Raw genomic sequence first — 12,238 nt, forward strand, 5'->3', positions numbered from 1 at the left:
CCGCGTCCAAGCTGGAAGCCCCCAGCGCCCCCGGAGGTCGACGATGAACACGCCGCCCCTGGCCTCGGGCCCCGAAGGCCGAGATGCCCTGCGCCCGCTGCTGGACACGGTCGTCGACGCGCTGAGGGAGGGAGCGCAGGCGAGGGGAGGCCCCCTGTCGGCGGGTGGGCCGCACGCGGTCGCGGCGCGCGTGCGGGATGCCGTGGGGACCGTACTCCCGGACGAGGGCGATCCGGAGGCTCTACGGCGCCTGGTAAGCGCTGTGGCGGAAGGCGCTGCAGACCCGGCGGACCCTTTCTGCGCGGCCCACCTGCACTGTCCGCCCTTGGCAGTCGCCGCGGCAGCCGACCTGGCTGTCAGTGTGCTGAACCCGTCGCTGGACTCATGGGACCAGGCCCCGGCTGCATCAGAGCTGGAGGCACTGGTGACACGGCAACTGGCGAGCGAGGTGTACCTGTTCAGGGGCGCGGGGAACTGCGCGACCAGCCCCCACCGGCCCGAAGCTTTGGTCACTACCGGCGGCACGGAATCAAACCAACTCGCCCTCCTCCTGGCCAGAGAGACCCTGGGCCCGGACGTCCGCCTGGTCTGCGGCGAGAACGCCCATCACTCCCTCCCCAGGTCCGCCTGGCTCCTGGGCCTGCCCGAACCGCTCATCGTCAGAACCCCTCACGGCACCCTCGACCCCGCAGCCCTCGACACAACCCCGCGCGGACCGCTGCTCATCGCCGCCACGGCGGGCACCACCGATGCCGGCCTGATCGACCCGCTGCCCGAGATCGCCGACTGGTGCGCGCAGCGCGGCGCCCGCCTGCACATCGACGCGGCCTACGGCGGAGGCCTCCTCTTCAGCGACCAGCACCGAGGGAAACTCGAAGGACTCGCCGCCGCCGACACCGTAACCCTCGACCTGCACAAACTCGGCTGGCAGCCCGTCGCCGCAGGCATCCTCGCCGTCCGCGACAACAACGACCTCGCCGCCCTGACCCAACGCGCCGACTACCTCAACGCCGACGACGACACCGAGGCGGGCCTCCCCGACCTCCTCGGCCGCTCTCTGCGCACCACCCGCCGCCCCGACATCCTCAAGATCGCCGTCACGCTGAAGACCCTCGGGCGCACGGGACTCGGCGCACTCGTCGACCAAGTCTGCGACCTCGCAAGGCAGTTCGCGGAGCTCGTCGAGGACCACCCCCGGTTTGAACTCCACGCACCCCCCACCATCAGCACGGTCCTGTTCCGACCGGCGAACGCCACCGACGACGCCGTAGCCGCCGTACGCCGAATGCTCCTCACCGACGGCCGCGCCGTCCTCGGCCGAGCCCGCGCGGCGAACCGGCTCTGGCTCAAGGCCACCCTCCTCAACCCCACCACCCGGCCGGCCGACCTCGCCGGACTCCTGCACCTCGTGGAAGGAACCACCCCCCGATGAACCCCCACCCCCCACACCACGAGCCCGACGCACCCCGCGACCTCGTCGGCATCGGCATCGGACCCTTCAACCTCTCCCTCGCCGCCCTCGCCCAGCCCCTCACCGCACTCGACGCCGTCTTCTACGAACAACGCCCCGCCTTCGGCTGGCACTCCGGGCTCCTCATCGACGGCGCCACCATCCAAGTCCCCTTCCTCGCCGACCTGGTGACCCTCGCCGACCCCGCCAGCGAATGGACGTTCCTCAACTACCTCAAAACCCGCGAGCGCCTCTTCCCCTTCTACTTCGCCGAGCGCTTCCACATCCAGCGCGCCGAATACGACGCCTACTGCCGCTGGGTCGCCGAGAACCTCCCCGGACTCCACTTCAGCCACCAGGTCGACGCCGTCCGCTTCAACCCCGAACGCGACGTCTTCGAAGTCGACTTCACCCAGCTCGACACCGAGGGCGAAGCCGAGGCACTGGGCCGCACCTACACCAAGAACATCGTCCTCGGCATCGGCACCGAGCCCTACGTACCCGAACCCCTCAAGCCCCTCGTCGAAGCCCCCGGCGTGCCCGTCATCCACGCCACCGACTACCTCGACCATCGCCGGACCCTCCTCGCCGCCGACCACGTCACCGTCGTCGGCTCAGGACAGTCCGGCGCCGAGATCTTCCTCGACCTCCTCCGCCACCGCCCCACCGGCCGCGAAAAACTCCACTGGCTCGGCCGCACCGAAGCCTTCGCCCCCATGGAGTACTCCAAGCTCGGCCTCGAACACTTCACCCCCGACTACACCCGCTACTTCCACGCCCTGTCCGAAAGCGTCCGCGACCGCCTCGGCACCACCCAATGGCAACTCCACCGCGGCATCGACGCCGACACCATCGCCGCCATCCACGACGAGCTCTACCGCCGCACCCTGCACGGCGGCTGGCCCGACACCGTCCTCACCCCCGGCGTCCGCGTCCGCACCGCCGGCAGAATCGCCACCACCAAGATCGAACTCCACCTCGAACACTTCCAGCAGGGCACCCGCTCCCGCCTCACCACCGACGCCGTCGTCCTCGCCACCGGCCACCGCGAACGCCCCCTCGACCGCATCCTCGCCGGACTCGACCCCTACATGCGCCGCGACAGCCGCGAACGCCCCCGCGTCGACGAACACTTCCGCCTCGCCCTCGACCCGTCCGTCACCGGCGCCGACTGCCACGTCTACGTCCAGAACGCCGAACGCCACACCCACGGCGTCGGCACCCCCGACCTCGGCCTCGCCGCCTGGCGCAGCGCCACCATCCTCAACACCCTCACCGGCAAGGACACCTACCCCCTCCCCACCCGCACCGCCTTCACCACCTTCGGCCTCGAAGACCGACTGCCCCAGATCCCACCCGCCCGCAAAGCCTCCGTCCTGACCCCCCTCGTCGAGGGACGGTAAGAAGCCGGCGACGGCCTCCACGCCAACGGCGCCGGCGTGAAAGTCACCGCCGACGCCGTGGACACCACCCCGCTCAACCTCTAGAAGACCGGCACACCGTCCCGCGTGAGCCTCCAGTCCACCGACGCGAAGTCCTTCGGGTCCAGCACACCCTTCGCGGTCACCCACTCCGCGATCCGCGTCCGGATCTCCGTCGACTCCGACCACACCTCGGTGGCCGAGGCCACATGCGGGAACGCCCCACCACCGTTCGCCCGGTAGTTGTTCACCGCGAACACGAACTTCTGCGCGTCGTCCAGCGCGGCACCGTTGAACGTCAGGTTCTTGATCCGAGACCCGGCAGCCTGAGCGATGTCGATGTCGTACGACAGCCCCGACACGTAGTCGTAGTTGTAGTCCGGACGGTTGCCCGCGTTCGTCAGCTTCTCCACGTCCACGACCGCGCCCGCCGCCGTCTGCACGAAATACTGCGCCGAGTACTCCAGGTACGCCCTGACCTGCGCACCCGTCAGCAACTTCGCCACCAGCGTGTTGTCGTAGACGTACAGGCTGGACAGGTCCCGGATCGTCACAGAGCCCGCCGGGATCTCCGAGGTCCGCGAGAACGGTGACGCCTGCGCGATGACGGGCAGCGAGGCGTACTCCGTACCCGCCAGCGCCGCCTTGACCACGTCCTCCTGCACCTTCGTGATCAGGTCGATGATCGGGGCGTCCTTGTAGCGCGCCTCCACCGTCGTCAGCGTCTGCGTCGCCGTACCGACCACCTGGTTCACGTACTTCACCACGACGTCGTGATCGGCCTTCAACAGCTTGGTGATCTTCGGGTCGTCCGCGACCGAGTTCGAGTTCAGCACCTTGGACGACACCGACTCGACCGACCAACGCCCCTTCGCGAAGACCAGCTCGATGTCGAACAACGACAACCGCTCCGCATACGCCAACGGCTCCGACAGCACGACCGTCTTCCCGGTCTTCGCGTTGGTGACCTTCAGCTCCGGAATCTCCACATGCGCGTGCCCCACCAGGATCGCGTCGATCCCCGGCACCTGCTGCGCCACCAGCGCCGCCGAGTTCTCGACATACGGCAACTGGTCACCGTACGACGACGTACCCGACGACCCGGAGTGCGCCGACACGACCACCACATCCGCACCCATCGACCGCAGCTTCGGCACCCACTTCGCCGCCTGCTCCTCAAGCCCCGGGAACGTCAGCTTCCCCTGTACGTAGGCCTTGTCCCAGATCGCGATACCCGGGTTCGTCAGACCCAGCACCGCCACCTTCACCGGCGGCGCGCCCTTCACATGGAACTTCTTGATGAAGTACGGCGGGAAAGCCGGCTTCAGCGTCTTCGCGTCCAGCGCATTGGCGCCGAGGAGCGGGAAGTCGCACTGCTCCTCGAACTTCCGCAGCGTCTCGATGCCGTAGTTGAACTCGTGGTTGCCCAGCGCCACCGCGTCGTACCCGATGGCGTTCATCGCCGCGGCCATCGGATGGACGGGACCGCCCTTCGCGGTGATCGGGTCGACCTTCGCGTAGTAGTACGTCAGCGGCGTCCCCTGGATCGTGTCGCCCGCGTCGAGGAGCAGCGTGTTGCAGCGGCCCTTCTCCGCACGGACCTGGTTCACCAGCGTCGAGATCCGCGACAGACCCTGCGCGTTGCCCGCGGTGTCCTTGTACTCCGCGTCCTTGAAGTAGTCCCAGTTGAAGACATGGCCGTGCAGATCGGTGGTGCCCATCACGGTCAGCGAATAGCGCTTCTCGCGCCCCTTCCCGGCCTCCGCGGCCTGGGCGGCCGGAGCACTCACGGCACCGGCCAGCGCGACACCCGCACCGGTCACGGCGGACTTCTCCAGGAACTTCCTGCGGTTCAAGGCCATGTCTTGATCTCCTCGGGGAACGGTCAACAACGCGCGTAGATTCTGACCCGCACATGTCGAACGGCAACAGACCCCACAGGTTTCGATCTGGTGACCCCACCCGTGAAAACTGACACAGTGGGGCGTTATGGCCACCGACTCCGCTCCCTACGGCACCCCCGACGCGCCCCGCCTCGCCGTCCGCGGTGAAGCCCACCTCGAAGTCGACCCCGAGATCGCCCGCATCAGCGTCACCGTCGCCTCCCGCGGCAAGGACCGCCGCACCGCCCTCGACGACCTCACCCGCCGCAACGCCGACGCCCTCGACCTGCTCAAGTCCTACGGCGACGCCGTCGAACACCTGGAAACCGGCTCCTTCTCCGTCACCCCCGAACTCAAGGAACACGGCCGCGGCGAACGCGTCCACGCCTACCACGGCCGCGTCCACATCACCGCGGAGCTGACCGACTTCACCGCACTGGGCGAACTGACCACCAGGCTGGCCGACCTCGACCTGACGGGGGTCGACGGCCCCTGGTGGGCCCTGCGCCGCGACTCACCCGCCTACCGGGAAGCCCGTCAGCAGGCGGTACGGGACGCGGTCCAGCGGGCGAAGGAGTACGCGGAGGCGCTGGGCACGTCACTGGCCTCTTTGGTGGAACTCGCCGACCTCGGCGCCGAGGACCCCGAACCCCGCTTCGTCGGCAAGGCCAGCCGCGCACGCTCCATGGCCTACGAGGCCGCAGCCGACACCTCGGCCGCCCCCCTCGACCTCGAACCCCAACGCCAACACGTCCACGCCCAGGTCAACGCACGCTTCACCATGGCACCACCCACACTATGAGCGTCACTCGAATTTGCATTCGGAATGCTCATCAGAGCGGAGTGGCGCACACTTCAACCCTTGTCAACAGCCCTTCACCCAAAGGTTGTTGAGTAGTCATACCTCCCCAATTCCCTACCCATCGGTAAGGTCTAGGGTCGAAACATGCGCCGAGCAAAGATCGTCTGCACCCTGGGCCCCGCCACCGACTCCTACGACCAGATCAAAGCCCTGGTCGACGCCGGAATGGACGTAGCCCGCTTCAACCTCAGCCACGGCAGCTACGCCGAACACGAGGAGCGGTACCACCGCGTCCGCAAGGCCTCCGACGAGACCGGCCGCAGCGTCGGCCTCCTCGCCGACCTTCAGGGCCCGAAGATCCGCCTCGGCCACTTCACCGAAGGACCCGTACTCCTTGAACGCGGCGACACCTTCACCATCACGGTGGAGGAGGGCGCGGAGGGCGACCAGCGCTCCTGCGGCACCACGTACGGCGGACTCGCCTCGGATGTCACTGTGGGTGAGCGCATCCTCGTCGACGACGGCAAGGTCTGCCTGGAGGTCACGTCGGTGGAGGGCCCCCAGGTCCACACCAGGGTGATCGAGGGCGGCATGGTCTCCGACCACAAGGGCCTGAACCTCCCGGGCGTGGCGGTCTCGGTGCCCGCCCTCTCCGCCAAGGACGAGGAGGACCTCCGCTGGGCCCTGCGCATGGGCTTCGACGTGATCGCGCTGTCGTTCGTGCGAAGTGGCCGCGACATCGAGGCCGTTCACCGGATCATGGACGAGGCGGGGCGGCGGCTCCCGGTCATCGCCAAGGTGGAGAAGCCCCAGGCGGTCGAGGCGATCGACGACATCGTGGCCGCGTTCGACGGCATCATGGTCGCGCGCGGGGACCTGGGCGTGGAGATGCCGCTGGAGCAGGTACCGATCGTCCAGAAGCGCGCGATCAAACTGGCCAAGCGCAACGCCAAGCCGGTGATCGTCGCGACCCAGATGCTCGACTCGATGATCGAGAACTCCCGCCCGACGAGGGCGGAGGCCTCTGACGTGGCCAACGCGGTCATCGACGGCACGGACGCGGTGATGCTGTCGGGGGAGACCAGCGTCGGGAAGTACGCGATCGAGACGGTCCGGACGATGGCGAAGATCGTGGAGGCGGCGGAGGAGGACATCCTCGCGAAGGGACTGCCGCCGCTGACCGAACGCAACAAGCCGCGGACGCAGGGCGGGGCGGTCGCCCGCGCGGCGGCGGAGATGGGCGACTTCCTGGGCGCGAAGTTCCTGGTGGCCTTCACCCAGTCGGGCGACACGGTGCGACGGCTTTCGCGGTACCGGTCCCCGATCCCGCTCCTGGCCTTCACTCCGGAGCCGGCGACTCGGTCGCAGCTGAGCCTGACGTGGGGTGTGGAGACCTTCCTCGGCCCGCAGGTCGACACCACGGACGCGATGGTGGACCAGGTGGACGAGCTGCTGCTGCAGTACGGTCGCTGCGAGAAGGGCGACGTGGTCGTGATCACGGCCGGCTCCCCGCCCGGGGTCTCCGGCTCGACGAACCTGGTCCGGGTCCATCACGTCGGCGAGGACGACAGTCCCAAGTAGGGGTGGTCAGTGCTTGGGGCCTACGTGGGTGTCCATGAGGGCTACTGAGGCTTTGCGGGCGATGGAGATGTTGTGGCTGTTCGCCCGCTTCCAGTCGACTCCCACTCGGTCGAGGGTGTGGGTGAAGAGCCTGATGATGTCGCCCGACAGGTTGGTGAAGAAGTACCGGGGATATTCGTAGCGCTTCTGTTCACCGGCCACGAGGCGCGTCGTCCAGTTGGTGATGCGGCACCCGTCGGAGTGGATGAGGCCGCGGATGAACTCCCATGGGTGGACGTCGACGATGGCCTGCTGCCAGGAAACGAGGGCGATGGAGCGCTCATGCTTCTTGCCAGGTCCGTGCTGGGGGAAGAGGCTGGGCCAGTGCCGGGAGTAGCCGGTCATCATCCGGTAGCCCTCCTTTTGGAGGGCGTAGACGGCAATACCTGGGCGCACTTTGGTGATGGCTTCGCGGCACTCCTGGATGAGGCCCGGCCAGGCGTCGGCGCACGCGATGCGCAGGTGGTAGCCGCCGCGCGGGTGTGCGCTGATGCAGCCATCACCCAGGTAGAGGCCCAGTAGGTACGCGTAGGCCTGTTCGTCGGCAGGCGGCCCGGGGCCGGGAGATGACATGCGCGGTAACGGCTCGATGCGTTGCTGCCAGGAGCAGATCGCGGCTCGCGAGATTCCCGTTTCTCGGCTGACCGAGTTGAGGCTGCGCCCCTGTGTCACCAGTGCGAGAGCTCGCTTGCGCGTGCTGACGTCGTACATGCGGCCACTCTGCGCGAGTGATCGCGAAGACACGCAGCAAAAAGTGGATGTTCACGAGAACGGGAACATCCACTTCTTGAGGGTAACCTTGGAATCGAAGGAAAAGTGCCCCAGGTGGGATTCGAACCCACACTGTCCGCTGTTTGAGAGCGGCCTCTCTAACCAGTTGGAGTACTGGGGCCTTAGAAAGGAAGGAGAAGTGCAACCCCTCGCGCACCCACCTTACCGCAGCTAGGTACGCTCTTGTCAGCAGTACCCCTGCCCCTGAACGAGGAGCCCCCGTGACCGCCCCCGAGTCGCCCCAGCCCGTAGACGCGCCCGACGACGACAAGTCGCACGTGCCTCCGCTGACGACCCGTGTCGTCATTGCCGAGGACGAGGCCCTGATCCGGCTCGACCTCAAAGAGATGCTGGAGGAAGAGGGCTACAGCGTCGTAGGCGAGGCAGGCGATGGCGAGCAGGCCATCGAGCTGGCCCGTGAGCACAAGCCGGACCTCGTGATCCTCGACGTGAAGATGCCCAAGCTGGACGGCATCTCCGCGGCCGAGAAGATCGCCGAAGAGCGCATCGCGCCCGTCCTCATGCTCACCGCCTTCTCGCAGCGCGACCTGGTGGAGCGGGCCCGGGACGCCGGTGCGATGGCGTACCTCGTCAAGCCCTTCAGCAAGAGCGATGTCGTGCCGGCGATCGAGATGGCCGTGTCCCGGTTCACCGAGCTGAAGGAGCTGGAGAACGAGGTCGCGGATCTGACCCAGCGGCTCGAGACGCGCAAGCTCGTCGACCGGGCGAAGTCGATCCTCCAGACCTCCTACGGCCTGACGGAGCCTGCCGCGTTCCGGTGGATCCAGAAGACGTCGATGGACCGGCGCATGTCGATGCAGCAGGTCGCGGAGGCGGTCATTCTGGACGCCGACGAGAAGAAGGCCAACAAGGGCTGAGCCCCGATCGGCACAGACGAAGGCCCGCGTCCCGGAGAAGGGGGCGCGGGCCTCGTCGTACGCACGAAGGGCGTCAGTCCTCGCCGAGGTATGCCTTGCGGACCGACTCGTCGTGGAGGAGGTCTTGTCCGGTGCCGGACAGGACGATGTTGCCGACCTCCATGACGTGTCCCTGGTCGGCGAGAGAGAGTGCCGCTTGGGCGTTCTGCTCGACGAGGAGGATCGTCGTGCCCTGGGACTTGAGTTCGACGATGGTCGCCATGATCTTCTGCATCATGATGGGGGACAACCCCATGGAGGGCTCGTCCAGCATCAGGAGCTTCGGCTGGGACATCAGGGCGCGGCCCATCGCGAGCATCTGCTGCTCGCCGCCGGACAGGGTGCCTGCCGCCTGGTTGCGGCGTTCTCCCAGGATCGGGAAGAGCTCGTAGGCGCGCTGTATGTCCTTTTCGATGCCTTCCTTGTCTTTCCTGAGGAAGGCTCCGAGCTGGAGGTTTTCGAAGATCGTCAGGCGGGGGAAGATGTGCCGGCCTTCGGGGGAGTGGGCGAGTCCGAAGGAGACGATCTTGTGGGCGGGGATGCCGCTGAGGGGTTTGCCGTCGAAGAGGATCTTGCCGGAGGTGGGCTTCAGCAGACCGGACAGTGTCCTGAGTGTCGTCGTCTTGCCGGCGCCGTTGGTGCCGATGAGGGTGACGACCTGGCCTGCTTCGACGCTGAAGGAGATGCCTTTGACGGCTTCGATCTTGCCGTAGGAGACCCGGAGGTCCTCGACTTCGAGGAGTGCGGTCACTGGCCTTCTCCCTTGGTGCTGGTGGTGCTCTGCGCTTCGGCCGCGTCGGTCTCGGCGGTGCCTGCCGTGCCGGGGTCGCCGTCGAAGGGTTCGCCGAGGTAGGCGGCGATGACGCGTTCGTCGGCCTGGACGACGTCGGAGGTGCCTTCGACGAGTTTTTCGCCCTGGACGAGGACGGCGACGCGGTCGGAGAGGTTGAAGACGAAGCGCATGTCGTGCTCGATGAGGAGGACGGCGATGCCCCTGTCGCGGATGGCGAAGACCAGTTCTTCGGTGGCTCGGGTCTCCTGGGGGTTCATGCCGGCGGTGGGCTCGTCGAGGAGGAGCAGGCCGGGTTCGGAGGCCAGGGCGCGTGCGATCTCGAGCTTGCGCTGTTCGCCGTAGGGGAGGTTGCGGGCGAGGTGGTCGCGCTTGGCCTCCAGGCCGATGAACTCGAGGAGTTCCATGGCTCGTTCTTCGCTGGCCTTCTCCGCCTTCTTGAAGCCGGGGCCGCGCAGGAGGGCGGACCAGAGGCCTTCCTTGGTGCGGGTGTGGCGGCCTACGAGGACGTTCTCGAGGACCGTCATGTTGGCGAAGAGGCGGATGTTCTGGAAGGTGCGGGCGATGCCGGCCTGGGTCACCAGGTGGGGCTTGGGGGGCAGGACGGTGCCTTTGTAGGTGACCGTGCCTTCGGTGGGGACGTAGAGGCCGGTGAGGCAGTTGAAGAAGGTGGTCTTGCCGGCGCCGTTGGGGCCGATGAGGCCGACGATCTCGCCTGCGTTGACGGTGAAGTCGACCGAGCGGACGGCGGTGAGGCCGCCGAAGCGCATGGTGACGTTGCGGGCTTCGAGTACAGGTGTCGTCATGGTGCTCACGCCCCCGCCTTGGTGACGGCGGCGGGGTCGCCGGTCAGCGTTGTTGTTTCTGGTACGTCGAGTTGGCCGGTCTCGTGGAATTCGAGTTGGCGGCGGCGGTTGGCGATGATGCCTTCGGGGCGGAAGCGCATCAGCAGGATGAGGGCGATGCCGAAGGCGAGCAGCGACTTGTCCTGGAGGAAGACGAGCTTCTCCGGGAGCAGGTAGAGGAGTGCGGCGCCGAGGATGGGGCCTGCGACCGTGCCCATGCCGCCGAGGACGACTGCGGCGAGGAGGAAGGCCGAGTTGGGGGGTGTCGAGCCCGCGAACTGGTACGGCGTCGGGACGACGCTGTAGGTGACGTGGGCGCTGACGGTGCCGGCGAGGCCGGCGAGGGTGGCGCCGAGGGCGAAGGCGATGAGTTTGACGCGGAAGCCGTTGATGCCCATGGCGGTGGCGGCGGTCTCGTCCTCGCGGATGGCGATCCAGGAGCGGCCGATGCGGGAGTCGGCGGCGCGGGTGTAGACCAGGACCACGATGGCCATGATCAGCACCATGAGCAGGTAGTAGTTGGCGAAGCGGCCGAGGGTGAAGCCTGCTACGTCGTGGGCTTGGCCGAGGTTGAACCCGAAGAAGTTGAGGTCGGGGATGGCCGGAATGCCGTTGGGGCCGTTGGTGAGGTCGGGGCCGGAGTCGCCGTCCATGTTGTTGACGGCGATACGGAAGATCTCTCCGAAGCCGAGGGTGACGATGGCGAGGTAGTCGCCGCGCAGTCGCAGGGTGGGGGCGCCGATGAGGACGCCGAAGACGAGCGATGCGGCGGCGCCGGTGAGGGCGGCGGCCCAGAAGGGGAAGTGGACGCCGGAGAAGCGGGAGAACTCGGAGCCGGAGACGAGGGCGGCGGTGTAGGCGCCGACGCCGAGGAAGGCGACGTATCCGAGGTCGAGAAGGCCCGCGAGGCCGACGACGATGTTGAGGCCCAGGGCGACGGTCCCGAAGATCAGGATGTTGACGCCGATGTTGGCGTAGTGGTCGTTGGTCTGGGTGAAGGGGAACGCGATGGCCGCGGCGAAGCCCATGGCGAGCGTGAAGCTGCGGTTGCGGGCGACGATGCGGGAGAAGCGGTCGTTGAGGCCGGCGGTGTGCAGGGCCCAGACGGCGAAGATGACGACGATGAGGTAGCCGATGAAGAGTTCGCCGTACTCGGTGTCGATGCCGTAGGTGAAGACGGCCAGGCCGACGATGGTGGCGAGGGTGATGATCGCGCGCTCGACCCAGGGGCTGATGGGTGCGGCGGCGGGGATGCCGTCGGGCTTGGCGATGTAGGCCTTGAGGTTGCCCTTGGCACTCGCGGTGCGGGGCTCGGGGAGAGCGAAGGCGCCGATGACGGGCAGGAGGGAGGCGATGGCCGCGACCCAGCCGCCCGGTTCGAGGTTGGCGAGTCCGCCGAGTTCGACCGCGATCGAGACGATGGTGTACCAGGTGACGCCGAAGCCGCCGAGGGCGGTGAGTACCAGGGGGGCGTTGTTGCGGGCGGGGATCAGTCCGCGGAGGCCGGGGACTTCGTATGCCGCGAGCGCGAACACCGTGACGAGCAGGCCGGCGATGAAGGTGAGCCACTGGAGGCCGCCGGGGTAGCCGCTGATGGTGAGGTCGCCGGGGAACTCGCTGGTCCAGGTCCAGGCGAGGAAGGCGGAGGCGGCGGTGGCGATTCCTCCGGCGAGGAGGAGTGCGCGGGCCGCGGGGAGGGGCAGGGGGATCAGGCCGCGGGTGGTGGTGTCGGTCATCGT

10 protein-coding genes and 1 tRNA gene are annotated in these 12,238 nt (G+C 67.7%); 5 read left to right on the forward strand and 6 right to left on the reverse strand.

The genetic code is table 11. The annotated features are described in order from the left end of the window. The first annotated feature begins 43 nt into the window (after nt 1-43). Entirely contained in the window at nt 44-1,432 is a 1,389-nt protein-coding gene (locus D1369_RS30575) for an aminotransferase class V-fold PLP-dependent enzyme (RefSeq protein WP_007381337.1), read from the forward strand. Next, on the forward strand, nt 1,429-2,853 hold the full coding sequence (locus tag D1369_RS30580; RefSeq protein ID WP_007381336.1) for a SidA/IucD/PvdA family monooxygenase: 1,425 nt from the start codon (nt 1,429-1,431) through the stop codon (nt 2,851-2,853). Before D1369_RS30575 ends, D1369_RS30580 begins: the two co-directional genes overlap by 4 nt. An 80-nt stretch (nt 2,854-2,933) precedes the next feature. Here the strand turns inward: D1369_RS30580 and D1369_RS30585 are convergent, their stop codons facing one another. Beyond that, a complete protein-coding gene (locus tag D1369_RS30585; RefSeq protein WP_037899623.1) occupies nt 2,934-4,733 on the reverse strand; it encodes a 5'-nucleotidase C-terminal domain-containing protein in 1,800 nt (599 codons plus the stop codon). A gap of 127 nt (nt 4,734-4,860) precedes the next feature. Between D1369_RS30585 and D1369_RS30590 the strand changes: the two genes are divergently transcribed. Both D1369_RS30590 and pyk read left to right on the forward strand, forming a co-directional pair. After that, entirely contained in the window at nt 4,861-5,556 is a 696-nt protein-coding gene (locus tag D1369_RS30590; protein ID WP_007381334.1) for an SIMPL domain-containing protein, read from the forward strand. 144 nt (nt 5,557-5,700) lie between these two features. Continuing rightward, nucleotides 5,701-7,137 carry a pyruvate kinase gene (pyk, locus tag D1369_RS30595; RefSeq protein ID WP_007381333.1) on the forward strand — a complete coding sequence of 479 codons (1,437 nt, stop codon included), beginning with the start codon at nt 5,701-5,703 and terminating at the stop codon, nt 7,135-7,137. A gap of 6 nt (nt 7,138-7,143) precedes the next feature. On the opposite strand, the gene D1369_RS30600 is transcribed toward pyk, so the two are convergent. After that, complete coding sequence (locus D1369_RS30600) at nt 7,144-7,887, reverse strand: helix-turn-helix domain-containing protein (RefSeq protein WP_037899621.1); 744 nt, start codon at nt 7,885-7,887, stop codon at nt 7,144-7,146. Between the two features lie 106 nt (nt 7,888-7,993). Continuing rightward, nucleotides 7,994-8,068, reverse strand: a tRNA-Leu gene (locus D1369_RS30605). A gap of 100 nt (nt 8,069-8,168) precedes the next feature. On the opposite strand from D1369_RS30605, the gene D1369_RS30610 reads away from it, so the two are divergent. After that, nucleotides 8,169-8,825 carry a response regulator gene (locus tag D1369_RS30610; RefSeq protein WP_007381331.1) on the forward strand — a complete coding sequence of 219 codons (657 nt, stop codon included), beginning with the start codon at nt 8,169-8,171 and terminating at the stop codon, nt 8,823-8,825. 73 nt (nt 8,826-8,898) lie between these two features. On the opposite strand, the gene D1369_RS30615 is transcribed toward D1369_RS30610, so the two are convergent. The 3 genes from D1369_RS30615 to D1369_RS30625 are packed head-to-tail and all read right to left on the reverse strand — an operon-like array spanning nt 8,899 to nt 12,235. Beyond that, on the reverse strand, nt 8,899-9,615 hold the full coding sequence (locus tag D1369_RS30615) for an ABC transporter ATP-binding protein (protein WP_007381330.1): 717 nt from the start codon (nt 9,613-9,615) through the stop codon (nt 8,899-8,901). Then, the gene (locus D1369_RS30620; protein ID WP_037903213.1) at nt 9,612-10,460 is read right to left on the reverse strand and encodes an ABC transporter ATP-binding protein; all 849 of its coding nucleotides are present in this window, start codon (nt 10,458-10,460) and stop codon (nt 9,612-9,614) included. Before D1369_RS30620 ends, D1369_RS30615 begins: the two co-directional genes overlap by 4 nt. A gap of 5 nt (nt 10,461-10,465) precedes the next feature. Continuing rightward, entirely contained in the window at nt 10,466-12,235 is a 1,770-nt protein-coding gene (locus D1369_RS30625) for a branched-chain amino acid ABC transporter permease (RefSeq protein ID WP_050789874.1), read from the reverse strand. Nucleotides 12,236-12,238 lie beyond the last annotated feature (3 nt).

The sequence above is a fragment of the Streptomyces sp. CC0208 genome (genome assembly GCF_003443735.1).
Lineage (GTDB): Bacteria > Actinomycetota > Actinomycetes > Streptomycetales > Streptomycetaceae > Streptomyces > Streptomyces sviceus.

Excerpts from the sequence above, each read along its gene's own strand:
- D1369_RS30575 (WP_007381337.1), top strand. The coding sequence starts at position 44 with ATGAACACGCCGCCCCTGGCCTCGGGCCCCGAAGGCCGAGATGCCCTG.
- D1369_RS30580 (WP_007381336.1), top strand. The coding sequence starts at position 1,429 with ATGAACCCCCACCCCCCACACCACGAGCCCGACGCACCCCGCGACCTC.
- D1369_RS30585 (WP_037899623.1), bottom strand. The coding sequence starts at position 4,733 with ATGGCCTTGAACCGCAGGAAGTTCCTGGAGAAGTCCGCCGTGACCGGT.
- D1369_RS30590 (WP_007381334.1), top strand. The coding sequence starts at position 4,861 with ATGGCCACCGACTCCGCTCCCTACGGCACCCCCGACGCGCCCCGCCTC.
- pyk (WP_007381333.1), top strand. The coding sequence starts at position 5,701 with ATGCGCCGAGCAAAGATCGTCTGCACCCTGGGCCCCGCCACCGACTCC.
- D1369_RS30600 (WP_037899621.1), bottom strand. The coding sequence starts at position 7,887 with ATGTACGACGTCAGCACGCGCAAGCGAGCTCTCGCACTGGTGACACAG.
- D1369_RS30620 (WP_037903213.1), bottom strand. The coding sequence starts at position 10,460 with ATGACGACACCTGTACTCGAAGCCCGCAACGTCACCATGCGCTTCGGC.
- D1369_RS30625 (WP_050789874.1), bottom strand. The coding sequence starts at position 12,235 with ATGACCGACACCACCACCCGCGGCCTGATCCCCCTGCCCCTCCCCGCG.